25 protein-coding genes are annotated in these 25,616 nt (G+C 41.9%); 2 read left to right on the top strand and 23 right to left on the bottom strand.

The window, feature by feature from the left end; all coding sequences use genetic code 11:
• The first annotated feature begins 101 nt into the window (after positions 1-101).
• Positions 102-1,286, top strand: a complete 1,185-nt coding sequence (gene mntE, locus B7703_RS04270; RefSeq protein ID WP_084923768.1) for a CDF family manganese efflux transporter MntE — start codon at positions 102-104, stop codon at positions 1,284-1,286.
• Positions 1,287-1,322: 36 nt separating this feature from the next.
• Here mntE and B7703_RS04265 read toward each other — a convergent pair whose 3' ends face one another.
• From B7703_RS04265 to cdaA, 8 genes are all read right to left on the bottom strand, one after another.
• Positions 1,323-3,194, bottom strand: a complete 1,872-nt coding sequence (locus tag B7703_RS04265) for an ABC-F family ATP-binding cassette domain-containing protein (RefSeq protein ID WP_084923766.1) — start codon at positions 3,192-3,194, stop codon at positions 1,323-1,325.
• Positions 3,191-4,390 (bottom strand): CCA tRNA nucleotidyltransferase, encoded by a 1,200-nt coding sequence (locus tag B7703_RS04260; protein WP_084923764.1) that lies wholly within the window; start codon positions 4,388-4,390, stop codon positions 3,191-3,193. The genes B7703_RS04265 and B7703_RS04260 overlap by 4 nt, the downstream gene beginning before the upstream one ends.
• Positions 4,387-5,154, bottom strand: a complete 768-nt coding sequence (dapB, locus tag B7703_RS04255; protein ID WP_084923762.1) for a 4-hydroxy-tetrahydrodipicolinate reductase — start codon at positions 5,152-5,154, stop codon at positions 4,387-4,389. The genes B7703_RS04260 and dapB overlap by 4 nt, the downstream gene beginning before the upstream one ends.
• A 266-nt stretch (positions 5,155-5,420) precedes the next feature.
• A complete protein-coding gene (locus B7703_RS04250) occupies positions 5,421-6,269 on the bottom strand; it encodes a DegV family protein (RefSeq protein WP_084923760.1) in 849 nt (282 codons plus the stop codon).
• A gap of 1 nt (position 6,270) precedes the next feature.
• Positions 6,271-6,645 carry a DUF1149 family protein gene (locus tag B7703_RS04245; protein ID WP_001050081.1) on the bottom strand — a complete coding sequence of 125 codons (375 nt, stop codon included), beginning with the start codon at positions 6,643-6,645 and terminating at the stop codon, positions 6,271-6,273.
• 73 nt (positions 6,646-6,718) lie between these two features.
• Entirely contained in the window at positions 6,719-8,071 is a 1,353-nt protein-coding gene (gene glmM / locus B7703_RS04240; protein WP_084923759.1) for a phosphoglucosamine mutase, read from the bottom strand.
• A 24-nt stretch (positions 8,072-8,095) separates the two neighbouring features.
• Positions 8,096-8,875: a CdaR family protein gene (locus tag B7703_RS04235; RefSeq protein WP_020903051.1), complete on the bottom strand. Its 780-nt coding sequence runs from the start codon at positions 8,873-8,875 to the stop codon at positions 8,096-8,098.
• Positions 8,862-9,719, bottom strand: coding sequence for a diadenylate cyclase CdaA (gene cdaA, locus B7703_RS04230; protein ID WP_084923757.1), 858 nt, complete (start codon positions 9,717-9,719; stop codon positions 8,862-8,864). The genes B7703_RS04235 and cdaA overlap by 14 nt, the downstream gene beginning before the upstream one ends.
• Positions 9,720-9,856: 137 nt before the next feature.
• On the opposite strand from cdaA, the gene B7703_RS04225 reads away from it, so the two are divergent.
• Positions 9,857-10,825 (top strand): NAD(P)/FAD-dependent oxidoreductase, encoded by a 969-nt coding sequence (locus B7703_RS04225; protein ID WP_084923755.1) that lies wholly within the window; start codon positions 9,857-9,859, stop codon positions 10,823-10,825.
• A 31-nt stretch (positions 10,826-10,856) separates the two neighbouring features.
• Here the strand turns inward: B7703_RS04225 and whiA are convergent, their stop codons facing one another.
• The 15 genes from whiA to B7703_RS10060 all read right to left on the bottom strand — a co-directional run.
• Positions 10,857-11,768, bottom strand: coding sequence for a DNA-binding protein WhiA (gene whiA / locus B7703_RS04220; protein ID WP_084923754.1), 912 nt, complete (start codon positions 11,766-11,768; stop codon positions 10,857-10,859).
• Positions 11,765-12,742, bottom strand: coding sequence for a YvcK family protein (locus tag B7703_RS04215; RefSeq protein ID WP_001231075.1), 978 nt, complete (start codon positions 12,740-12,742; stop codon positions 11,765-11,767). Before B7703_RS04215 ends, whiA begins: the two co-directional genes overlap by 4 nt.
• Positions 12,739-13,629, bottom strand: a complete 891-nt coding sequence (gene rapZ, locus B7703_RS04210) for an RNase adapter RapZ (protein WP_084923752.1) — start codon at positions 13,627-13,629, stop codon at positions 12,739-12,741. The genes B7703_RS04215 and rapZ overlap by 4 nt, the downstream gene beginning before the upstream one ends.
• 51 nt (positions 13,630-13,680) lie before the next feature.
• Positions 13,681-14,061 carry a RidA family protein gene (locus B7703_RS04205; protein WP_001140420.1) on the bottom strand — a complete coding sequence of 127 codons (381 nt, stop codon included), beginning with the start codon at positions 14,059-14,061 and terminating at the stop codon, positions 13,681-13,683.
• 10 nt (positions 14,062-14,071) lie between these two features.
• The gene (gene yihA / locus B7703_RS04200; protein ID WP_000422604.1) at positions 14,072-14,659 is read right to left on the bottom strand and encodes a ribosome biogenesis GTP-binding protein YihA/YsxC; all 588 of its coding nucleotides are present in this window, start codon (positions 14,657-14,659) and stop codon (positions 14,072-14,074) included.
• A gap of 8 nt (positions 14,660-14,667) precedes the next feature.
• Positions 14,668-15,900: an ATP-dependent Clp protease ATP-binding subunit ClpX gene (gene clpX, locus B7703_RS04195; protein ID WP_012972566.1), complete on the bottom strand. Its 1,233-nt coding sequence runs from the start codon at positions 15,898-15,900 to the stop codon at positions 14,668-14,670.
• Between the two features lie 36 nt (positions 15,901-15,936).
• The gene (locus B7703_RS04190; protein ID WP_000442261.1) at positions 15,937-16,107 is read right to left on the bottom strand and encodes a hypothetical protein; all 171 of its coding nucleotides are present in this window, start codon (positions 16,105-16,107) and stop codon (positions 15,937-15,939) included.
• On the bottom strand, positions 16,107-16,613 hold the full coding sequence (locus B7703_RS04185; protein WP_084923750.1) for a dihydrofolate reductase: 507 nt from the start codon (positions 16,611-16,613) through the stop codon (positions 16,107-16,109). Before B7703_RS04185 ends, B7703_RS04190 begins: the two co-directional genes overlap by 1 nt.
• 131 nt (positions 16,614-16,744) lie before the next feature.
• Entirely contained in the window at positions 16,745-17,263 is a 519-nt protein-coding gene (locus B7703_RS04180) for a Dps family protein (RefSeq protein ID WP_045612105.1), read from the bottom strand.
• 232 nt (positions 17,264-17,495) lie between these two features.
• Positions 17,496-19,106: a choline binding-anchored murein hydrolase LytC gene (gene lytC, locus B7703_RS04175; RefSeq protein WP_084923749.1), complete on the bottom strand. Its 1,611-nt coding sequence runs from the start codon at positions 19,104-19,106 to the stop codon at positions 17,496-17,498.
• A 33-nt stretch (positions 19,107-19,139) separates the two neighbouring features.
• A complete protein-coding gene (gene tpiA, locus B7703_RS04170; RefSeq protein ID WP_050257220.1) occupies positions 19,140-19,898 on the bottom strand; it encodes a triose-phosphate isomerase in 759 nt (252 codons plus the stop codon).
• A 97-nt stretch (positions 19,899-19,995) separates the two neighbouring features.
• Complete coding sequence (locus B7703_RS04165; protein WP_084923748.1) at positions 19,996-20,673, bottom strand: DnaD domain-containing protein; 678 nt, start codon at positions 20,671-20,673, stop codon at positions 19,996-19,998.
• A gap of 8 nt (positions 20,674-20,681) precedes the next feature.
• Positions 20,682-21,626 carry a homoserine O-acetyltransferase MetA gene (gene metA, locus B7703_RS04160; protein WP_084923747.1) on the bottom strand — a complete coding sequence of 315 codons (945 nt, stop codon included), beginning with the start codon at positions 21,624-21,626 and terminating at the stop codon, positions 20,682-20,684.
• Positions 21,627-21,808: 182 nt separating this feature from the next.
• Positions 21,809-22,321, bottom strand: a complete 513-nt coding sequence (locus B7703_RS04155) for an adenine phosphoribosyltransferase (protein ID WP_001049318.1) — start codon at positions 22,319-22,321, stop codon at positions 21,809-21,811.
• Positions 22,322-22,681: 360 nt separating this feature from the next.
• The coding region (locus B7703_RS10060) for an Ig-like domain-containing protein (RefSeq protein WP_239822244.1) at positions 22,682-25,616 on the bottom strand (2,935 nt) is incomplete at its 5' end.

Genomic DNA, 25,616 nt, shown 5'->3' with positions numbered 1-25,616 from the left:
AAATTTTGAAAAGTTTTCAAAGAGTAAAAACTGACTTATTTGAATTTTCCCTTGAAAACCAGTATAATGGTAGAATGCTATATGACTAGAAAGGAAGTTGAATGAAGCAATCTATCTCAAATCTCAAGTTAGCTGAGCGTGGGGCCATTATCAGCATTTCGACCTATTTGATCTTGTCTGCAGCGAAATTAGCAACTGGGCACCTCCTCCATTCATCCAGTTTGGTGGCCGATGGTTTTAACAACGTGTCGGACATCATTGGAAATGTGGCCCTCTTGATTGGAATCCGGATGGCACGCCAGCCTGCTGACCGAGACCACCGTTTTGGCCACTGGAAGATTGAAGATTTGGCTAGCTTGGTCACTTCTATTATCATGTTCTATGTTGGCTTTGATGTTCTAAGGGATACCATTCAAAAGATTCTCAGCCGAGAAGAAACTGTCATTGACCCTCTAGGTGCAACTCTAGGAATCATTTCTGCAGCGATTATGTTCCTAGTTTATCTCTACAATACTCGCCTCAGTAAGAAATCCAACTCCAAGGCACTGAAGGCTGCGGCCAAGGACAATCTTTCTGATGCTGTCACCTCACTTGGTACTACCATTGCCATCCTAGCTAGCAGTTTCAATTATCCTATTGTGGATAAACTGGTTGCCATCATCATCACTTTCTTTATCTTGAAAACTGCCTATGATATCTTCATCGAATCTTCCTTTAGTCTTTCAGATGGTTTTGACGACCGTCTGCTTGAGGACTATCAAAAAGCCATTATGGAAATTCCCAAAATTAGCAAGGTTAAATCTCAAAGAGGTCGCACCTACGGTAGCAACATTTACCTTGATATTACACTAGAAATGAATCCTGACTTGTCTGTTTTTGAGAGTCATGAAATCGCGGATCAAGTCGAGTCTATGCTGGAGGAACGTTTTGGCGTCTTTGATACCGATGTCCATATCGAGCCAGCACCAATTCCTGAGGATGAGATTTTAGACAATGTCTACAAAAAATTGCTTATGCGCGAACAATTGATTGATCAGGGAAATCAACTGGAAGAACTCTTGGCTGACGATTTTGTCTATATTCGTCAAGATGGAGAACAGATGAATAAAGAGGCCTATAAAGCCGAAAAAGACTTGAATTCTGCTATCAAGGACATCCAAATCACTTCCATCAGTCAGAAAACAAAACTCATCAGCTATGAATTGGACGGAATTGTCCATACCAGTATCTGGCGTCGCCACGAAACTTGGCAAAATATCTTTCATCAAGAAACCAAAAAAGAATAGAGAAATCCTGTCATGAGACGGGATTTTTCTATTCTTCTAGCTATCAAACTCACTTAAATATTCATAACGTTCGTATTTTTCAAGGAGTGCTTCATTTTTCTCATCTAGTTCTTTTTGGAGAGTAGCCAGCTTACCAAAGTCGGAGCCGTTGGCCTGCATCTCCTCTTCAATAGCAGCGATACGGTTTTCCAAGGCTTCAATATCGCCTTCAATGCTTGCCCACTCCTGCTTTTCTTGGTAGGTCATGCGTTTCTTGTCTTCACGGACCTTGACCACTTTCTCCTTATCGGCCTTTTGCACTTGATGGGCCATATCTGTTTCAAAGGCTTTTTCATCAAGATAGTCGGTGTAATGACCAAAGAAAGGACGAATTTTACCATCCTCAAAAGCCAGAATCTTAGTCGCTACCTTATCCAAGAAATAGCGGTCGTGACTAACAGTCAAAACTGGACCAGCAAAGCCTTGCAAGAAATTCTCCAAAACTGTCAAAGTCGCAATATCTAGGTCATTTGTCGGTTCGTCCAAGAGAAGAACATTTGGTTTTTCCAAGAGCAGTTTGAGGAGATAAAGACGTTTTTTCTCTCCCCCAGACAATTTCTCAATCAAGGTTCCATGTGTCGAACGTGGGAAAAGGAACTGCTCCAGCAGCTCTGCAATCGAAGTCGTAGAACCACCGCTGGTCTTGACCTCTTCTGCCACTTCCTGCAAGTAATTGATCACTCGCTTACTTTCATCCAAGCCCTCAATTTGCTGAGAGAAATAGGCGATGCGAACAGTTTCCCCAATCACAACTTGTCCTGCTGTCGGCTCAAGAATGCCTGCAATCAGGTTGAGCAGGGTTGATTTTCCAACACCATTGTCCCCAACAATTCCGATACGATCTTTGGCTTGCACCAAGAGATTAAAATCTTGCAAAATAGGCTTGTTTTCATAGGCAAAGGAAACATCCTGAAACTCGATAACTTTCTTCCCAATCCGACTGGTTTCAAAGTTCATGGTCAAGTCTGTCTCAGCAGCACCCACTGAAACATCCTTTTTCAGATCATGGAAACGATTGATACGAGCCTGCTGCTTGGTCGCACGCGCCTGCGGTTGTCTGCGCATCCAGGCCAATTCTTGTTTGTAGAGTTGTTCTTTTTTGTGAAGAAGAGCCGCGTCGCGCTCATCCTGTTCCGCCTTTAGGCGAACATAGTCCTGGTAATTTCCCTGGTACTCGGTCAAGCCTGCGCGATCCAATTCGAAAATCCGAGTTGACAAAGCGTCTAGGAAATAGCGATCGTGGGTGATAAAAAGGACGGTCTTCTTAGAATTTTTCAAAAAGAGGGTCAGCCACTCAATAGTCGCAATATCCAGATGGTTGGTCGGCTCATCCAGAAGCAATAGGTCGTGGTTGCCAAGAAGAACTTGCGCCAACTGGACCCGTCTTCTCAGACCACCTGACAATTCTCCAACTGGAGTAGATAAGTCCTGAATACCCAGCTTACTAAGAACCGTCTTGACCTGACTCTCAATTTCCCAAGCTTGGAGAGAGTCCATTTCTGCCATGACCCGTTCCAAACGCGCCTGCTTGTCCTCACTGTAGTTGAGCATGATCAATTCATACTCACGAATAATCTGGATTTCCTTGAGATCGCTGGATAGGACTGTATCCAAGACCGTCTTGCTATCATCAAAATCAGGGTCTTGGGTCAAGTAACCAATCTGGTAATCATTTTTAGCTGAAAAGGGACTGACATCCCCATCAAAGCCAGAAACACCAGAAAGGACATCTAAAAGGGTGGTCTTCCCTGTTCCATTGACACCAATCAGACCAATTCTGTCTAAGTCATGGATGATAAATGAAATATCCTTAAAAACGGTCTTGTCACCAACCGATTTACTTAGTTTTTCAACGATAAAATCACTCATTTTTTCTCCCTCAGATAAGCATGGATAGCTTGACGGTCATTTTCCAATTCTCCATCGACAATGGCATATTCAATCTCTGTTAAAATCTCTCCCAAATCTGGCCCAGGTTGATAGCCATATTCCTTAATCAAAATGCCACCATTAATCTGAATTTCTTTCTTATCATGAATGGTCAAACTCTGGTAGGTTTCTGTGATAGCTTGTGGGTTGACTTCTTTTCCTTGAGCCTGACGAAGATTTTCAGCCTGTAAAAGCAAAGCCAAGTCAAAGCGGTAACAATCTCGCTTGCTCAATTCTCCCTTTTCACGCAGAGCCAAAATAGTCAGCAAATCCTGTACCTGTTTAGCAAACTGGCGTGAGGTCTTCCAAGCCTTCAAAAATGGCTGCGCATTTTCAATCTCCAAAGCCCACAGTAGAGCTGCCCAGGCTTGCTCAGAAGATTCAAAAGTAAAATCAGTCTCCAAATCAAACAGTCTGTTGAGCTTGTTCTGGCTAGATGCCATATCAGGGAGATAATCATAAGCTTGACTCTCAATCATGGAAGTCAAGCCCCTTCTCCAAAATGGAGCCAGCAAGAGTTTATCAAACTCAACGAAGGTACGCTCCACAGAAATTTTCTCCAAAAGTGGCGTCAAAGTCTTCATAGCTTTAAATGTTTCTGACTCAAGCTCAAAGCCAAGACTGGCCTGAAAACGGAAGCCACGCATAATCCGCAAAGCATCTTCGTTGAAACGCTCACTTGCCACTCCAACCGCCCGCAAAACTTGATTTTCTAAATCTTCTAAACCATGGAACAAGTCAATGATTTCTCCTGTATCGTCCAAGGCAAAGGCGTTGACTGTGAAATCACGGCGCTTGAGGTCTTCTTCTAGCGAGCGCACAAAGGAGACCGCACTGGGTCTGCGATAGTCCACATAGACATCCTCTGTCCGAAAAGTAGTCACCTCATACTCCTCGTCCCCATCTAAGACCAAGACAGTTCCATGCTCGATTCCGATATCGGCTGTTCGCGGAAAAATCTGCTTGGTTTCTTCTGGATAAGAAGACGTCGCAATATCCACATCATGGATAGGACGATTGAGGAGGGCATCTCGAACAGAACCTCCAACAAAATAGGCCTCAAAACCTGCTTCTTTAATTTTTTCTAATACTGGTAAAGCCTTCTGAAATTCAGAAGGCATTTGCGTTAATCTCATAATAAGTGTTCTAATCCATAGACAAGCTCATGACGCTTGACAACTTCTTTAATTCCCAAATTCACCCCTGTCATGAAGGAGCTGCGATCATAGGAGTCATGACGGAGGGTCAATCCTTCTCCCTGATTGCCAAAGATGACTTCCTGATGGGCTACCAAGCCTGGCAAACGAACTGAGTGGATGCGCATGCCATCAAAGTCAGCACCACGAGCACCTACAATCAATTCTTCCTCATCAGGCGCACCTTGCTGGGTAGAGTCTCGAACTTCTGCCATTAACTCAGCTGTTTTAATAGCTGTGCCACTCGGAGCATCCTTTTTCTTGTCATGATGAAGCTCGATAATCTCCACATTTGGGAAATATTTAGCAGCCTGCCTTGCAAATTGCATGAGCAAGACAGCGCCCAAGGCAAAGTTAGGAGCAATCAAGCCCCCCAAATCTCGAGCACGAGAAAATGCTTTTAGCTCTGCAATTTCTTCACTTGTGAAACCAGTCGTTCCAACTACTGGAGAAAAGCCATTTTCAAGAGCAAAACGTGTATTTTCGTAGGCAACAGTTGGAGTAGTAAAATCTACCCAGACATCCGCTTCAAAACCAACCAAATCAGCCTTATCCTTGAAAACAGGAATACCCTGCCATTCTGATTCAGACTCAAAAGGATACAAAACTGCTACCAAGTCCAAGTCTGGATCAACCAAGACCATCTGACAAGCAGCCTGGCCCATCTTTCCCTTAAAACCAGCAATAATTACTCGAATACTCATCTTTACTCCTATTTAAGATACAAAGCCTGTAGGAACACAAAGTGAAAATAGGAGTTCTAATCAAGGAGTGTCTCCTCCTTGGAAGAACTATATTTTTCACACAGTGCTCAAGGCGTGTTCAATTATCAAGATACAAAGGATCTTAGCTGCCCGTAAAAAATAGGGGGTGGCGCTGACTTTCCATGAAAGGCAAGACAGGCATCTTTTTTCGAGAGGCAGGTAGTCCGTGTTCAATTGCTATTTCTTAACTAGCCTAGAAGCGCCAACTAAATCACTGGAATATAACCCAGAGCAATGCTTCCTGCTCCTAGGTGTGTTCCAATGACACTACCAAATGTAGCAAGTGAAATATCCGTACCTACTCCAGATTCAAGCAAGTGCTGACGCAATTCTTCAGCCTTTTCAGGAGCATTCCCGTGAATGACAATGATACGGTATTGGCCTGAAGCTGTGGCTTCCTTGATAATCTCAATTAACCGCTTAGTTGCTTTCTTTTCAGTACGAACTTTTTCGTACACTTCAATCACACCTTGGTCATTGAAATAGAGGATTGGCTTAATGCTTAGCAGATTGCCCAAAATCGCAGCTCCATTTGAAAGGCGCCCCCCTTTTACCAAATGATCCAAATCATCCACCATGATAAAAGCAGATGTGTGACTAATTTGAATAGCTAACTTATCCTGAATAATGGCAAAGTCATCACCCTGGTCTCGCCAGTTAAAGACACTTTCAACCATGATACCCAGAGGAGCACTTGTAATCAAAGTGTCTGGGAAAGCAATAGTTAAACCCTCATATTCTTCTATCATATACTGGATATTTTGGTAAAAACCTGAAATTCCAGAAGATAGGAAAAGCCCCAAAGCATGGGTATAGCCTTGTTCTTTGAGCGAAGTTAGAATCTCATCTAGCTTGGCAATACTTGGTTGACTGGTCTTAGGCAATTCAGAAGCCTGAGCCATTTTTTGGTAAAATTCCTCAGCAGTCAGATTAATACCTTCGACATACTCCTCACCATCAATATTGACAGGAATATCCAAGACATATAAATCTTCTCTTTGCAAGGCCTCTGCACTGAGATAGGCAGAGGAATCTGTGATAACAGCTAATTTCATATTAGAACTCCAAATTGATTCCTGGTAAGTCTAATGCAATTTCAGTTACTTCATAAGTCAAACGGTTGAGCATGTTCAAACATGGACGAGCCAAGGTTTCCACTTCTTCTTGGTTCAATTCACTTGGTTCGTTAACAATACGGCCATCGATATGGTTCACTTGGGAAATCGTTCCACTGATAACAAATTTGTCAAAGACAATCATAAAACTCAAGACAACAATCAAGGAAGTCACTTGATTTTCTTGGTCATGTTGAATTAATTGGAAGTTCACATCCACCTTAGTTTCAGGAGCTCCATTTTCATTTTCCCATTCAAAATTACGCGCATCAAAATGATACTGACTAACAAATTCTTGTTCACGTTTAAGATTCATGTCTTTCTCCCTTGGCTACAATATTATAAGCTATTGTACCATAATTTTTTATTTTCATCTAGTTTTCTAGGATTTAGTCAATCCCAATTTCAGCTCGAACTACGTCTGAGATAGTATCAACATAGTAGTCCACTTCTTCTGTTGTAGGAGCTTCTGCCATAACACGCAAGAGGGGCTCTGTTCCACTTGGACGAACAAGGATACGGCCATTCCCTGCCATTTCTTCTTCCATCTTCTCGATGATATCCTTGATAGCTGGCACTTCCATGGCCTTTTCCTTCATGGCATTTTCCACTCGGATATTGACTAATTTTTGTGGATAGATGGTTACTTCTGCTGCCAACTCTGACAGGCTCTTACCAGTTTCCTTCATGATTTTTGTCAATTGAACAGCAGATAATTGGCCATCACCTGTTGTATTGTAGTCCATCAAGATGACGTGACCAGACTGTTCACCACCAAGATTGTAGCCTGATTTTCTCATTTCTTCCACAACATAGCGGTCGCCAACTGCAGTGACTGCCTTGTTAATGCCTTCACGGTCCAAGGCCTTGTGGAAACCAAGGTTGGACATAACAGTTGTCACGATTGTATTTTGAGCCAATTGTCCTTTTTCAGAAAGGTATTTTCCGATGATGTACATGATTTTGTCACCATCAACGATCTCACCATTTTCATCAACAGCAATCAAGCGGTCACTGTCTCCGTCAAAGGCCAAACCAATAGCTGAGCTACTTTCTTTGACCACTTCTTGAAGGGTTTCTGGGTGGGTTGAACCAACATTAAGGTTGATGTTAAGACCATCTGGTGTTTCCCCGATAACAGTTAATTGAGCACCAAGATCTGCAAAGATTTGACGGGCACTTGTAGAAGCTGCACCATTGGCTGTATCCAAGGCAACCTTCATTCCATCAAGAGGAGTTCCAGTTGAAACAAGGTAGCCTTCATACTTACGCAAGCCTTCTGGATAATCTACCAAGGTTCCCAAGCCTTCAGCACTTGGACGAGGAAGAGTATCTTCCGCAGCATCGAGCAGGGCTTCAATTTCTGCTTCTTTTTCGTCGTCTAGTTTGAAACCATCACCACCAAAGAACTTAATCCCATTATCAAGGGCTGGGTTGTGGCTGGCAGAAATCATGACACCTGCACTTGCTCCTTCAGTTTTTACCAAGTAAGCTACTGCTGGTGTTGCCAGAACACCAAGTTTGTAGACGTGAATCCCTACAGAGAGGAGACCTGCCACCAAGGCAGATTCTAGCATTTCCCCAGAAATACGTGTATCGCGTCCTACTAAAACTTTCGGTGCTTCCGTTTCATGTTGACTAAGAACATAGCCTCCAAAACGTCCTAGTTTAAAGGCCAATTCTGGCGTTAATTCTACGTTAGCTTCTCCACGGACTCCATCAGTCCCAAAATATTTACCCATTTTTATAAAATCCTTTTTCTATTTTTAATTCGTTTTTGAACTAGTTGCTTTCGTTGACGAAGATGTCTCCGACGAACTGCTTGTAGTTGAATTTGATGTGCTTGAACTTGGTGCCACTGGTTTTGTAGTCACCTTCATTGTTGTATCGAACGGAGTAATAACTGCTGGTAAGACAACACCATTGCGATCGATTGCCTGCAAAGGTACTGAACCACTATAATTACCCGTAATCCGTTCGCTAGTTGGTAAAAGCGCAATAATACGATCAATTTTAGCTAGTGTTTCTTGGTCAGTTGTGACAGAAACTCGTTCGTTTGACACGGTTACACTATCAATTTGTAGCTTGGAATCAATCTGGCTTTGGTCAACTTGTGGCACAACAATCATCCCATCTCGCTTAACCTTCTTCCCAACTTTCACTGTAATCTTTTGAGGCGTTGCCACAGCAGTCAATCCGCTTGGAAGATTTTCAATATTCAAGGGAACTTCAATCGTTCCAACACTGGCATCCGTCAAATCAGCAGTTACCTTAAACTTACGAGTGCTCTCCTGCATTTCGCTGGCCAAGGTCACACGATTGGCACCTGTCAGCACAACTGAAACCTCTGATGCAAATCCGCTAATGAAATACTGGTCAGCATCATAGTGAATATCGATAGGAACGTTCGTTATCGTATTGGTATAGGTTTCTGATTTGACCTGCCTTGCGGTATTGCTATTTTGAAAGTTGGTTGACGTTGCATAGATAAATAAGACACAAGCAAAAAAGAGAGATGAAATGATATATAGACTATTTTTTCTCATATTTCCAACCTCCTAGCAAACGGTCCTTAAAACTGACTTTTTCCTCAACAGCTGGCACAAGAATTGCACGTAGCTCTGCTTCAAATTCTTCAATCGTCAAATCATGCTTGAAAACCCCATTGTAGGTAATAGAAATACCACCTGTTTCCTCTGAGACGATAAAGGTCAAGGCATCGGACACTTCTGATAAACCGATAGCCGCCCGGTGTCTGGTCCCAAATTCCTTGGAAATCCCTGTGCTTTCTGTCAAGGGCAGATAGGCAGAGGTTACTGCTATTCGATTTTCTCTGATAATCACAGCACCATCGTGTAGAGGAGTGTTGGGAATAAAAATATTGATGAGGAGTTCTGCCGAAATTTTGGCATCCAAGGGAATTCCTGTCGCGATGTATTCTTGTAAGGTCCGAACTCGTTGAATGGCAACCAGAGCACCAATCTTACGGGGACTCATATATTCAACCGACTTGACAAAGGCACGAATCATTTGCTCCTCTGCACTAATTTGAGCAGTAGAAAAGAAATCTGTCGCCCTTCCCAAGCGTTCCAAACCAGTCCGAATCTCTGGAGAGAAGATAACAACCGCAGCAATAACCCCATAGGTGATAATCTGATTAATCAACCAAGAAATCGTTGTTAAACCAAGGATATTGGCCACAACCTGGGTTAATACAAAGATCACGACCCCACGCACCAAAATCATAATCTTGGTGCCAGCTATCGCTTTTGTAAAACGATATAAAATATAGGCCACAATCAAAATATCAAACACATTGATGGCAATACTCCAAGGACTAGAAAACAAGCTAGTCCAATATTGCAGGTTGGATAATTGTTGAAAGTTCATCTGCTGTCTCCTCTCTGTCCAAACACATTCCTTTCTATTATACCATTTTTCTGGCATTTTTTTCCCTATCCTACTTCATTTTAAATTAAGGAAAAATATGATAAAATAAATTGACTAGAAAAAACAAAGGAGAAACCATGTCTCAACTCTATGATATTACCATTGTAGGTGGTGGTCCTGTCGGGCTTTTTGCAGCCTTCTATGCCCACCTACGCCAAGCCAAGGTCCAAATCATCGACTCCCTTCCCCAACTAGGTGGCCAACCTGCTATTCTCTATCCTGAAAAGGAAATACTCGACGTCCCAGGTTTCCCAAATCTGACTGGAGAAGAGTTGACTAACCGTCTAATCGAGCAATTAAATGAATTTGATACCCCTATTCATCTCAATGAAACGGTTCTTGAGATTGAAAAACAAGAAGAAGGATTTGTCATCACAACTTCTAAAGGAAGTCACCTGACTAAAACAGTTATCATCGCTATGGGTGGCGGTGCCTTTAAACCACGTCCTCTAGGACTAGAAGGCGTTGAAGGCTATGAAAATATCCACTACCACGTTTCCAACATCCAGCAATACGCTGGTAAGAAAGTGACGATTCTTGGTGGAGGAGACTCGGCTGTGGATTGGGCTTTGGCTTTTGAAAAAATTGCACCAACTACCCTTGTTCACCGCAGAGATAATTTCCGCGCCTTGGAGCACAGTGTTCAAGCCTTACAAGAATCATCTGTATCCATCAAGACACCATTCGTTCCTAGCCAACTCCTTGGAGATGGAAAAACGCTTGACAAATTGGAAATCACAAAAGTTAAATCTGATGAAACAGAAACTATTGACATAGACCACCTCTTTGTCAACTATGGTTTCAAATCTTCTGTTGGTAACCTTAAAAACTGGGGTCTGGACCTCAACCGTCACAAGATTATCGTCAATAGCAAGCAAGAATCTAGCAAAGCAGGTATCTATGCTATCGGTGACTGCTGCTACTATGAAGGAAAAATTGACCTGATTGCGACAGGTCTCGGAGAAGCTCCAACTGCTGTCAACAATGCTATCAACTACATCGACCCTGAGCAAAAAGTACAACCAAAACACTCAACTAGTTTATAAAAAAGAACCACGAGTCCTACGATTCGTGGTTTTATAGTTCATCAGCAATCTTGTTTATTTTTCTAAGTCTGTGGTTGACACCACTTTTTGTAAGGGGATTGCTGAGGCTATCTGCTAACTGCTGGATAGAGTAGTCTGGGTGCTGAATCCGCAGCTGCGCCACTTCCTGCAAATCCACTGGCAGGTTTTCTAAGCCCATGATATATTTGATTTTGCTGATATTGTTGATAGTCTTCATGCTGGCAGAGACTGTCCGAGCGATATTCGCCGTCTCGGCATTATTGGCCCGATTGAGGTCGTTACGGGTTTCTCGCAAAATCTTAACCCGCTCAAAATCATCACGCGCCTGCATAGCTCCGATGACTATCAAGAAGTCCATAATATCTTCGGCACGCTGGAGATAGGTCACAGCTCCCTTCTTGCGCTCAAGCACCTTGGCATCCAGTAAAAATTGCTGGAGAAGAGAGGCAATCCCTTGCGCGTGGTCTAGATAAACAGAACTGATTTCCAGCTGGTACTTACCTGACTCAGGGTCACGAATGCTTCCATTTGCCAAGAAAGCGCCACAAAGATAAGCACGACCTGCTTCCTCGTCTGATAAAATCTCCTCGTCAATACCTGTTTCCAGACCAAAGAAAGAGTCTGCTAAGTGCAAATCACTTAACAAGTTCTGCACTTTTTCATCTGTAAAAACGGTATAGACCCGATTCTTGCGAAGATTGCTCCGTTGGTGATGGCGAATTTCTGATTTGATTTCATAAAAATGGAGAAAGGACTCATAGAGGTGACGAGCCAGTTTGGCATTTTCTGTCACGACAGACAAGGTTAGGCCCGAGGTCGAGAGACCGATGCTACCAGACATCTTGATAATGGCAGATAATTCATGCCGGCTTAGATGGTGCTGACCTAGGATTTCTTCTTTTACTGCTACTGTGAAACTCATTTTCTCACCTGTATAATGCGCATCAATTCGTCCACTATCAAATCCCCATCGTGGAAGGCACCCCCATTTTCCAGACGAAGAAAGTTGGATGAAATCACACGCGGAACTTGCTTACAAAGACCAGCAAAATCATGTTCCACCTGCACCAAATATTCATCAAACCGGTTGGAATTCATGTATTCCTGAGGCACTTTTTCGATATTCACCAAGACAGTGTCGATAAAAGGTCGGCCAAGGTGACGATGCAAGACTTCCACGTGATCACTATCTGTAAAGTGTTCTGTCTCCCCACGTTGGGTCATGATATTGCAGACATAGGCGATTTCTGCCTTGGTTTCCAAAAGCGCTTGCCCGATTTCCTTAATCACGATATTGGGCAAAATAGAGGTAAAGAGGGAACCAGGTCCGAGGACAATCATGTCACTTTCAAGAATAGTCTGCACTACTCGACGACTGGCCAGAGGAGTATCATCGTTGAGGGTATTGGTTACATAAACATGGTCAATCATGCCTGGATGGTCTGCAATATGGCTCTCTCCAGCCACTTCTGTCCCATCCTGAAAGACTGCATGCAGGGTCAAAGGATGATCACTGGAAGGATAAATTTTCCCTGTTGTATGGAAAAATTTGCTCAGTAACTGCATGGCATTATAGGTCGAACCCTGCATTTCTGACAGGCCAGCGATAATGAGATTTCCCAATGGATGGCCAGCAAAGGCTCCCGCATCTTCAGAAAAGCGGTACTGAAAGACCTTCTCATAAAACTTAGGCATATCCGACATGGCCACGAGAACATTACGGAGGTCACCTGGCGGTGTCAACTGCTGCATATTTTTTCGGAGTTCACCTGAAGAACCGCCATCATCTGCCACCGTTACGATAGCAGCGATTTCCACATCTTTTTCACGCAGACTTTTTAAAATGACGGGGATTCCAGTCCCTCCACCAATCACCGTTATCTTTGGTTTTCTCATGAACGGTTTACCGTTTCCTTTCTTCGGTCTTTGTCTCGATGCCCTTCATTGACAGGCCAATTCTTGGATAAGTCCTGCGCCAAGCGTTTAGCAAAGGCCACACTACGGTGTTGCCCACCCGTACAACCCATGGCAATGGTCAAAACGGACTTCCCTTCCTTTTTGTAACTTGGCAAAATTGGCTCAATCAAGGCCAACAAATGTTGATAGAAGTCTTTTGACTCAGGATGGTTCATGACATAATCATAAACAGGTTCATCCACACCCGTTTGGTTTCTCAGTTCTAGAAGGTAATAGGGATTTGGCAAGAAACGGACATCAAAGACTAGGTCCGCATCAATTGGGATTCCATATTTAAAACCAAAAGACATGACTTCGATACGGAAAGACTGGGCTTGCTCTTGATCTGAAAACTGCTCTGCAATGGTTTTGCGCAGCTCACGTGGAGTAAGTTCTGTCGTATCCACAACATTTTGACTCATATTTTTCAAAGGTGCCAAGAGTTCACGTTCCAACTTGATTCCATCTAAAATACGACCGTCTGCTGCTAGTGGGTGACTCCGTCTGGTTTCCTTGTAACGAGCAACCAATTCCTTATCAGCTGCATCCAAAAAGAGAATTTTGAAATCCAAATCATCTTGATTTTCCAACTCATCCAAGACAGCTTGAATTTCTGAAAAGAAAGAACGGCTACGCATATCCACTACCAAGGCCAACTTATGGTCGTCTTCCTTTGTTTCCACCAACTGCAAAAACTTAGGCAAGAGAGCTGGCGGCATATTGTCAATAGTAAAATAACCCAAATCTTCGAAGGACTGAATAGCAACTGTTTTCCCTGCGCCACTCATCCCTGTCACAATCACCAAGTGAAGTTGTTTCTTTGTCATCTTTTTCTCCTTATATCAAAAGAAGTTTGGCAGAACCAAACTTCAACTAGCTTATCCAATCTCTGCGATAACTTCAATTTCGACTTTTACATCACGAGGAAGACGAGCTACCTCCACAGCTGAACGAGCTGGGAATTCCTCTTTAAAGGCCGTTTGGTAAACCTCGTTAAAAGGAACAAAGTCGTTCATATCGCTCAAGAAGCAAGTTGTTTTGACAACATGGTCAAAATCTGTTCCTGCTTCAGCCAAAATAGCACCGATGTTTTTCAAGACTTGTTCTGTCTGTTCTTGGATCGTTTCTCCAACGATTTCCCCAGTTTCAGGAGATAGGGGCACTTGACCGCTAGCAAACAAAAGGTTGCCAACGATTTTTCCTTGAACATATGGTCCGATAGCCTTTGGGGCCTTATCTGTATGAATTGTTTTTGCCATTTTCTTTTCCTCACAATTTTTCTAAGATTGCATCCCAAGCCTCATCCATCCCTGCCTTGTTGACAGATGAAAAGAGGATAAAGTCGTCACTTGGGTCAAAGTTTAATTTCTTTTTGATTGCTGATTCATGCTTGTTCCATTTACCACGAGGAATCTTGTCCGCCTTGGTTGCCACAATGATGACTGGAATCTCATAATACTTGAGAAATTCGTACATCTGCACATCATCTGCTGACGGATCATGACGAAGGTCAACTAGACTGACCACTGCACGGAGATTTTCCCGAGTCGTTAAGTACTCCTCTATCATTCGCCCCCACTTTTCACGTTCCTTTTTAGAAACACGGGCATAGCCATAACCAGGAACATCCACAAAGCGCATCTTGTCGTCAATGTTAAAGAAATTAAGAAGCTGGGTTTTACCAGGTTTACCTGATGTTCGGGCTAGATTCTTGCGGTTCAGCATTGTGTTGATAAAGCTAGATTTACCAACATTTGAACGTCCTGCTAGAGCAATCTCTGGAAGTTCATCCTGTGGGTAGTGGGATTTATTAGCCGCACTGAGCAAGATTTCAGCATTGTGTGTATTAAGTTCCATAGTCACCTCTAGGCTGTTTCTAGGATTGGTTTATCTGTTCCATCGACAGCTTCTTTTGTGATACGGACCAATTTCACATTTTCCTGACTCGGTACTTCAAACATGACATCTAGCATGGTTTCTTCGATAATCGAGCGAAGACCACGCGCACCCGTTTTGCGTTCGATAGCCTTATTGGCAATCTCTTGAAGAGCTTCGTCGTCAAATTCCAACTCGACATCATCGTAAGAAAGCAAGGTTTGATACTGTTTCACCAAGGCATTTCTTGGTTCTTTCAAGATACGAACCAAATCATCTACTGTTAATTGTTCAAGAGCAGCAAAGACAGGCAAACGTCCAATCAACTCAGGGATAATACCAAATTTTTGAATATCTTCTGCAATGATTTCTTGCATGTAAGAGCTATTTTCATCAATCGCTTTATTATTTTGACCAAATCCGATGACTTTTTCACCCAGACGTTGTTTGACAATTTCTTCAATACCATCAAAGGCACCACCCACGATGAAGAGGATGTTTTTGGTATCTACTTGAATCATCTCTTGTTGCGGATGTTTTCGTCCACCTTGAGGCGGAACACTAGCAACGGTTCCCTCGATAATCTTGAGAAGGGCTTGTTGCACCCCTTCACCAGAAACGTCACGTGTGATCGAGACGTTCTCGCTCTTCTTAGCAATCTTGTCAATTTCATCCACGTAGATAATGCCACGCTCTGCGCGCTCAATGTTAAAGTCAGCAGCCTGCAATAGTTTGAGGAGGATGTTTTCCACGTCCTCACCTACATAACCAGCCTCAGTAAGAGCTGTCGCATCCGCAATAGCAAAAGGCACATTTAAGCTCTTAGCCAAGGTCTGAGCAAGGAAAGTTTTCCCTGAACCAGTTGGACCAATCATCAAGATGTTTGACTTCTGCAAATCCACATCTTCTGACTCTTCACGCGTATCGTGGAAATTGATGCGTTTGTAGTGGTTGTAAACTGCAACTGCCAAGGCACGCTTGGCACGATCTTGACCGATTACATAGTGGTTCAAGATATGGAGGAGTTCAATTGGTTTTGGTACCTCAGACAAGTCTGCCAAGACTTCCTCAGCCAACTCCTCCCGAATGATTTCCTGGGCCAACTCCACACATTCATTACAGATAAAGGCGTTGTTCCCAGCGATTATTTTTTGTACTTCTTCTTGGCTTTTGCCACAAAATGAGCAATAAACCATCATATCATTATTCCTATTTGTAGGCATGATTTCCTTCCGTTCTATTCTATACTGTCATTCTATCTAAAATAAGGTCATGTAAAAAGCATGGACACTATTGACCAAATTGGTAAAGGCATTTAACCAGAGCAGGACAGAAAGTCCATAGCGCTTTTTACGAAAAGCCTGTGCTCCTGCAAGCAAGCAGACCAAACACAGCATGGCTGTGAAAAAACCAAATATACTACGTTCCATTAGACTTCCTTTCTCTTGCGGTATTGGATGGTAAAATCATAAGGATTTTTGTCATCTTTGGTATAAGATTTGCTTGAAACCGTCTCAAAAAGAGACAAGTCAAACTCCTCAGGGAAATAGGTATCTCCCTCCACCCGAGCATGAATTTGAGTCACAATGACTTCATCCAAATAGGGTTCAAAAGCCTGAAAAATTTGCTTCCCACCGATAATATAAAGATTCTTTTCTTGAGCCTGATACCAGTCCAAGACAGACTGGACATCCTGAAAAGTAGTAACCCCGTCTATCTTTTCTTCAGAATTACGCGTCAAAATCAGAGTTTCCCGTTTTGGAAGCAGTCGACGTCCCATCCCATCAAAGGTCACGCGCCCCATCAAGATAGCATGATTCAGAGTTGTTTCTTTGAAGTGTTGCAGTTCTGCTGGCAAATGCCAAGGCAGACGATTGTCCTTACCAATCACACCCTCTTCATCCTGGGCCCAAATAGCTACAATTTTCTTAGTCATGCTTCCATCCTTTTCACTGATAGTACTATTTTATCAAAAAACTCAAAAAAAGACTGGTTTGGAATAGCTTACAGAATAGAAAAAAATCCGTAAGAGGCATCCTACAGATTTTTATATGATTATTCTATTTCTTACAAACCAGGTGCTTGTCCAAGTTCTGCCGCAAGCATCCAAACCGTTTTCTCAAGTTCAGCTTTAGCACCAACAAAGATATCGTTTGTCACATCATCACCTTCTTCATCAGTAACATCCAAAGCTTTTTGGAACAGAGTGATGAGATAACGATAAACATCTAGGACACGTTCCAAGCTTTCTTCAACATTACGGTATTCACCAGCTTCTTCTTCGATTTCACTATGTTGAAGGAATTCTGTCAAAGTAGAGAATGGGCTGCCACCAAGTGTAATCAAACGTTCGCTGATTTCGTCAAGATAGCCATCAAGGCTGTCCATGTATTCATCCATTTTTGGATGCCACACAAGAAAACCACGACCGCGCATATACCAGTGTACTTGGTGCAAAGCAACGTGAGCTACGTACAAATCAGCAACAGCTTGGTTCAATACTTCCTTTGTTTTTGCCAATGCTACTGGCGCTGCTTTTGTCAATGATGTTACGTCTTTTACTGCTTCTTTTTTCAATTCTACCATTTTATTTTACCTCATTCATTATTATTTGTAACCACTTCTTACTGGTTACTACCTTAGTATACTACTAAGGAAAACCAATAGCAAGCCAAATGACTCACATGAGAAAAGTTGCAATAGACTGATAATTTAAGAATTTTTTAGAATGAAACCCAGTCACTTTCAAACTCTCTTAACAGAGATAAAATAAAGAAAAGAGCATACAATTTGTAGGCTCTTTTCTCAGTTTTACATCTTAATACCAGACACTGACATCAACCTGTCCTCGAATCCCTTTAAGAGAGTCAGATGAAGTATATTGCCATCCTTTTTCTCCTGAATAATGAGGATTGTTCCAATCAAGCGCATCCGTATAAGCTGCAACCCAGTTTACATGTTGTAAAATATTTGGATGATTCAAACGAGTTTGCAAAAGTTTACGATAGCTATAAACTTTCACGTTTTGGTAACCAGCATGCTTCATGGTTTCCATATACTTATTAATGATTTTAACCCAAGTGTCTGTATCTGCTGGAGCTTTCTTAGATTTATTTTCATACTCCCAGTTTTCAACATCATAGTAGATTGGATAAGATAAGTTCATCTTGTATTTCTTCAAGAGTTCAATAGTCTGCTTGGCATCATTCTCAGCATCTGTTTCATTTTCTGCATAGGTATAAAGATAAACACCATAAGGAATGCCTAGTCGATTAAATTCTTGAATATTATAAGCCAATTCCTTATCTTCTACACCGCTATATCCCAAGCGAACAATAACGCCATCAACCCCATTTTCCTGGATAACCTTTTTCCAATCACTAATGCGGCCATTATGCTCACTGACATCAATAACCTTCTTAGCACGGTCAGTTCCGACCTGTTCTTCACGATGGTTAAAGAAATAACGGTGTCCATTTCGATAAACCCAACCAACATTCAAGGCTTTCTTTTCTTTCAGTTCCCCTGAATCAGCAAAAGTATAACGAGTATCGTCCATGATTAACTCACCTGTTGCCATGACACCACTTTCAGTAAGATAGTAGTTTCCATGCCACTCATCTTGAGCCATGTATCCCCACTTCTTGAAATAATACCACTTTCCATCAATCTTTTGCCACTGTTCATTAGCATAAGAACCATCTGCCTTAAGATAGAACCAACTCTTATAATGATTATCATAAAGCCATTCGTTTTGCATCATGGCACCTTGACCATTCAAGAAATAATTTCCTTGCCACTGACTTTTAGCCATATAACCCCACTTCTTGAAATAGTACCATTTGCCATTGATTTTCTGCCATTCTTGCTCTGCATAAGAACCGTCTGCCTTGAGGTAGAACCAACTCTTATAATTGTTATCGTAAACCCATTCATTTTTAGCCATGTAACCACCCGCTTTGAGGTAGTAGTTTCCATACCATTCTTTTTGAGCATAACGACCATCTGCTTTTATATAGAACCAAGCCTTGTAGCTAGTATCGAAGATCCACTCACTCTTAGCTTTTGAACCATCTGCTTTTACATAGAAGTCACCTTCCCAATGTGCTGATGTTGAATTTGGCTTACTTTCTTCTTTCTGACTACTAGCTCGCGTCTCTTTTACTTCTTCCTTTTTCTCTGGACGCTGACTAGAAGAAGTCTCAACCTTTTTCTCTTCTTCTTTTTGACTTGTGGTCGTTTCTGATTTCTTTTCTTCTACCTTACTAGAAGAAGCTTGAACACTGCTTTCTTCCGAAGATGCTTTCGCTTCAGCTTCATTTGCAGCCACCTGATTAACTATCAATCCAAGAAAAAAGGCACTTGCTAATCCAATTTTTCCAATCTTTGTTTTCAATCTTTCCTCTCCTATAAAAAATGGAACAGACATCTGAATGCTGTTCCACCTAGCTTTTGCTACTGATTATTTTACAAAGTCAAGCAAAGCCAAGAAGCTTTCTGCTTCAAGTGACGCACCACCTACAAGGGCACCGTCAACGTCTGGGCAAGCCATGTATGAAGCAACGTTTTCAGGTTTAACAGAACCACCGTATTGAACACGAACTTTGTCCGCAACTTCTTGACCAAAGTCAGTAGCTACAACGTCACGAACAACTTTACACATTTTTTGTGCGTCGTCTTGTGAAGCTGATTTACCAGTACCGATAGCCCAGATTGGCTCGTAAGCGATAACTGATGCAGCAACTTGTTCAGCAGTCAATCCAGCCAATGCAGCAGATACTTGAGCACCTACAAATTCAGCAGCTTTACCAGCTTCGTAAGTTTCAAGTGACTCACCACAACAGATGATTGGAAGCATACCGTTTGCAAAGATTGCTTTTGCTTTTTTGTTGATATCTTCGTCAGTTTCATGGAAGTAGTCACGGCGTTCTGAGTGACCGATAACAACATAGTCAGTACCGATTTCTTTCAAAACTTGTGGGCTTGTTTCACCAGTGAAGGCACCTGCATTTTCAAAGTAGCAGTTTTGAGCAGCAACCTTAAGGTTTGAACCTTTTGCAGCAGCAAGAACAGTTGTCAAATCAAGAGCTGGAGCTGCGATACCTGCTTCAACAAGATCTGATGAAGGGAGTTTTGATGCTACTGCTTCAACAAATGCTTTAGCTTCTTCTGGATTTTTGTTCATTTTCCAGTTACCAGCGATAAATGGTTTACGTGACATTTCACATACCTCTTTTTTCAATTTATTTTCTATTTATTTTATCACAATTAAACACAGCTTGCAAATCTTACTCGGATTTCAAGCCTGCTTGCATGGATTAATCCTTCCAAAGATCCATGGCATTTCTGAAATCTGCCGATACCTGTGTCAACTGAGGATTGCTTGCTTCTCTCTCTACCCGTTTGGCCTCTATTTGAGCCACACTTTTGATACCTTCATGGCGCCAATTTCTCAAAATCGCCTGAATGTACTTCCAGTTTGATTTTCCATTCAAAACAGCTTCACGAAGAGCTTCCTTAATCAAGTCAGCACTGGTCCCATCTTCCTTTAGTGTCTTGGTCAAATCCTCAATCTCAAAAGGAGTCAACAAGCGCCCTAATTCCTGCTGGAAAGTTTCCACCAAATCTTTGAGCTGGTTTTGAGGTGTCAACTGGTCTGAACTTGAATGAGCTGCTCCAAGCAAATTATCCAAACGTTCCAAAGCCAAACTAGCATCAAAAAGCAATTCGATTTCACCATTCAATTCTATCGTTCGATACTGAAGTAGTCCCCTCTCCGTCAGATTGGAAATAGCCTGATTGACATCCGAAATTTCCTTGCCAATCCTTTCAGCAATCTGGCTTGGCGACATTTCTTCCAAACCTGTCGTATTTTGCAAATAGAAAAATTGCCAGACCAGAAAATCGTCGCTAGAAGGAAAGAGTTCCTTAAAATGCAAGAGCAGGGCACTCGGTAAAACCAAGTTCCCTGATTTAAAAGCGTCTAAATATGTCATAATTCCTCTTATAAATACCCAAATGCAGATGCATCATCTTCTATTTTTCTCCAGTCAAAAGGTGTTTCCTGATAAACGGCATAGTTCACCCAGTTACTGAAAAAGAGGGCTGCTGATGAAGACCAACATAGACAAGGTGTCTGGTTGACATCATCATCCTTAAAGTAATTTTCTGGAATATGTGGATCTAGACCTGCATCACGATCTCGGAAATATTCATTTGCCAAGGTATCACGATCATATTCCAAATGCCCAAAACTATAAATTTCACGTAAATCACGACTGGCCAAAATCGAAACCCCAACCTGAGGTCCTTCTGATAAAATCTCGAGATTGGTTTTGTTTAAGACTTCTTCCTTAGAAATCTCCGTGTGCCGTGAATGAGGGGATACATAGCTATCGTCAAAACCTCTAAAGAGAAGGTGACCCTCTTTTAGGGTGTCCTGAGGATAAATACCTGATAGCTTACTGTCCATCTGGTATTTTTCTACACCATAGCGCAGATAAAGCCCAGCTTGAGCACCCCAGCAGATATGAAGGGTCGAATAGACATGGGTCTTGGACCACTCAAGCACCTGACTGAATTCCTCCCAATAGTCCACTTCCTCAAATGGTAAATGCTCAATCGGAGCCCCTGTGATAATCATCCCATCAAAATACTCGTCCTTGACTTCAGGAAAAGTTTTATAAAAAGTCTCCATATGCTCTGCACGAGTCGTCTTGGAACGGTGGCTCTCCATATAGAGAAAGTCTATGTCCAATTGCAAAGGAGTATTTGCTAAATGCCGTAACAACTGGGTCTCTGTGACCACTTTTTTGGGCATTAGGTTTAAAATCAAAATTTTCAAGGGACGGATATCTTGGTGGGCCGCACGTTGATCATCCATGACAAAGATATTCTCTGTCCGTAAAATCTCAACAGCTGGCAATTTTTTATCAATTCGAATCGGCATAACCTTCTCCTAACTGTACTCTTTTAGAAATAATTGAATGTGTTTGAAGTCAAATCTCAAACACTTAGTCCTTTTATTATACTGCAAGAAGATATAGTTTTCAATTATACTTTTTCTCTAACTAGCTATAGTCTATTTTTATATCCTAATGTAGAGAAAACAGCCCTAGGGACTGTTTTTCATTAATAATGCATAAGAACTTTGTAATCGTAGTCACCGATTTTTTCACGGCCGTTCAATTCATCCAATTCAACAAGGAAAGCACAACCTGCTACAACACCACCAAGTTTTTCAATCATCTCGATAGTTGCCTTAACAGTTCCACCTGTTGCCAAGAGGTCATCCACGATAAGAACTCGTTGACCTGGCTTGATAGCGTCAGCATGCATAGTCAAGGTATCAACACCGTACTCTTTTTCATAGTCAGCAGAAATGACTTCGCGTGGCAATTTACCTGGTTTACGAACAGGTGCAAAACCAATTCCCAACTCAAAGGCAACTGGACAGCCTACGATAAAACCACGAGCCTCAGGACCTACAATCATGTCGATTTTCTTATCAGTAGCATACTGAACGATTTCACGGACAGCATAGCTATAAGCATTTCCATCAGCCATCAAAGGACTAATATCACGGAAAGTAATACCTTCCTTCGGATAATTTTCAATTGTTGCAATGTAATCTTTTAAATTCATCTTTTTCTTTCTTTCAAAGTTTTTACTCTCTATTATACCATATTTTCTCAAAAAGAAGAAAGTATAACCAATATTTCCCAACTGATACTCAATGAAAATCAAAGAGCAAACTAGGAAGTTAACCGTAGGTTGCTCAAAACAGTGTTTTGAGGTTGTGGATAGAACTGACGAAGTCAGTAACCATACTTACGACAAGGCGAAGCTGACGTGGTTTGAAGAGATTCTCGAAGAGTATAAGAGCCTGATTTCTATTTCCACTTTGTAACTCTGGTAACAACAGCAAAAAGCTGATGAATCGAATGATTCATCAGCTTTAGGGATGATATGTTCATTACAAACAAATCATATCAATCAGAAAGCTTAGTCTTCTTTCTTCTTGCGAGCTACAAGACCAAATCCACTCAATACTCCGAGAAGTCCAAGTGCTGCAAGGTTAGCATGGTCTTCTGTACCAGTATTTGGCAATTCACGCTTACCTTCAGCTTCTTTGACTGCTGTTGGTTGTGCTGGTTGTGCTGGAGTAGCCGGTACTTGAGGTTTAGCTGGCTGTTCAGGCATTGCTGGAGTAGCTGGCTCAACTGGTTGTACTGGTTGACTTGGATCAACTGGAGTTGGCATTTCAACTTTTCTGAAGATATGCTTGATAGTTCCAGCTGGATCCGTTACAGTCTTCACATATTCGTAACCTGGAATTGTTCCTGGTTCTTTAGAACCTGGCTCAGTTGGTTTCAATGGATTTCCATTCTCATCAGTCCAAATAGTTGTATTTTGTTTACCTGGATTTGGTTGAGGAACAGGTGAAGGTGTTGGAGCTGGTTGTGTTACTTTTTCGTAGACATGTTCGATATCGCCATTTGGAAGTTTCTTAGTTTCTACGAAGCGGTATCCTGGGATATCTTTCTTAGGTTGGTCGCCATCTTCTGTTGGATAGTTTGGAATTTCATTTCCGTCTTTATCCTTGAATGATGTCTTAACTTTTTCGTAGACGTGCTCTGTATCTCCATTTGGAAGTTTCTTAGTTTCTACGAAGCGGTATCCTGGAATATCTTTCTTAGGTTGGTCGCCATCTTCACTTGGATTACCTGGAATCTCGTTTCCGTCTTTATCCTTGAATGATGTCTTAACTTTTTCGTAGACGTGTTCTACATCGCCATTTGGAAGTTTCTTAGTTTCTACGAAGCGGTAACCTGGAATATCTTTCTTAGGTTGGTCGCCATCTTCACTTGGATTACCTGGAATCTCGTTTCCTTCTTTATCCTTGAATGATGTCTTAACTTTTTCGTAGACGTGTTCTACATCGCCATTTGGAAGTTTCTTAGTCTCTACGAAGCGGTAACCTGGAATATCTTTCTTAGGTTGGTCGCCATCTTCACTTGGATTACCTGGAATCTCGTTTCCGTCTTTATCCTTGAATGATGTCTTAACTTTTTCGTAGACGTGCTCTGTATCTCCATTTGGAAGTTTCTTAGTTTCTACGAAGCGGTAACCTGGGATATCTTTCTTAGGTTGTTCGCCGTCTTCTGTTGGATAGTTTGGAATTACATTGCCATCTTTATCTTTATAAGTCGTTGTCACTTTCTCATAGATGTGTTTTGTATTTCCTTTTTCGTCGATCTCAGTTTTAACAATCTTGTATCCTGGGATGTCTTTAGTTGGTTTAGTTCCATCTTCTGTTGGTGAAAGTGGGTTACCATCTTTATCAACGAATGAAGTATCAGGACGAACTGTTGGAGTGTAAGTAGCTGTTACTGGTGTACCATTCTTATCTACACGTTTAACTGTTACACCTTTAGCTTTTCCTACGAAGTCAGGTTCTGGTGTGAAGGTTACTTTACCGTTTTCATCGATAGTGTATGTTCCTTCACCTGGTACTTTCTTCTCAGTTGTGCCATCGTCAAATGTTGGTTTAACTGTTTCATCGATTTCAACTGGAACTTCCTTACCGTTGATTGTAACTTTTCCACCTTCAAATGTTGGTGTTCCTGATTGAGTTTGTCCTTTAGGACCTTCTGATTCAGTATCTTTTGAAGTTGGTGATACTGGAACAACTACTGGAGTGTACTTAGCTGTGATTGGTGTACCATTCTTATCTACACGTTTCACTGTTACACCTGTTGCTTGACCAGTGAAGTTCTTCTCTGGTGTAAAGGTTACTGTTCCGTTCTCATCGATTGTGTATGTTCCTTCACCTGGTACTTTCTTCTCAGTTGTACCATCATCAAATGTTGGTTTAACAGTTTCATCGATTTCTACAGTTTTTTCTTCACCGTTGACTGTTACTTTGCCACCTTCAAATGTTGGTGTTCCTGATTGAGTAGCACCTTGAACATTTGTAGTGATAACATCTGAACTTGTTGGTGTTGCTGGTTTTACAACTGGTGTGTAAGTAGCTTTAACTGGTGTGCCGTTCTTATCTTCGCGTTGAACTGTTACACCTGTTCCCTTACCTGTGAAGTTCTTCTCTGGTGTAAAGGTAACTGTTCCGTCAGGAGACACTGTATATGTTCCTTCGCCTTCGATAGTTACTGAATCAACTGGATCACCTGTTTTTGGATCTACCAATTTAGCTGGTTTATCTTCATCGATTTCTACAGTTTTTTCTTCACCATTGACTGTTACTTTTCCACCTTCAAATGTTGGTTTACCTGTTTGAGTTGAACCTTGAACATCTTCTGTTACAGCGTCTATTCCTGTTGGTGTTACTGGTGCTACTGTTGGAGTGTATTTAGCTGTCACTGGTGTGCCATTCTTATCTACACGTTTAACAGTTACGCCTGTTCCTTTGCCTGTGAATCCTTTTTCTGGGGTGAAGGTTACTGTGCCATCTGGTGCAACTGTGTATGTTCCTTCGCCTGGAATAACTTTTTCTTTTGATCCATCTTCGAAGGTTGCTGGAGTATCATCATCCATTGGAACATTTGGATTACCTGGAGTGAATGTTGGTTTACCAGTTTGTTCTTTACCTTGGATATCTGTTGTTTCAGCTGGTTCCGCTGTTGGTGTTACTGGTGTTACTGTTGGGGTGTATTTAGCTGTGACTGGTGTACCATTCTTATCTACACGTTTAACGGTTACGCCTGTTCCTTTACCTGTGAATCCTTTTTCTGGTGTGAAGGTTACTGTGCCATCTGGTGCAACTGTGTATGTTCCTTCGCCTGGAATAACTTTTTCTTTTGAACCATCTTCGAATGTTGCTGGTACTTCATCATCCATTGGAACATTTGGATTACCTGGAGTGAATGTTGGTTTACCAGTTTGTTCTTTACCTTGGATATCTGTTGTTTCAGCTGGTTCT

It is taken from the genome of Streptococcus mitis, assembly GCF_002096735.1.
GTDB lineage: Bacteria > Bacillota > Bacilli > Lactobacillales > Streptococcaceae > Streptococcus > Streptococcus mitis_CZ.
The sequence above is the reverse complement of the archived record's forward strand: the minus strand, read 5'-3'. Positions and strand labels throughout refer to the sequence as shown.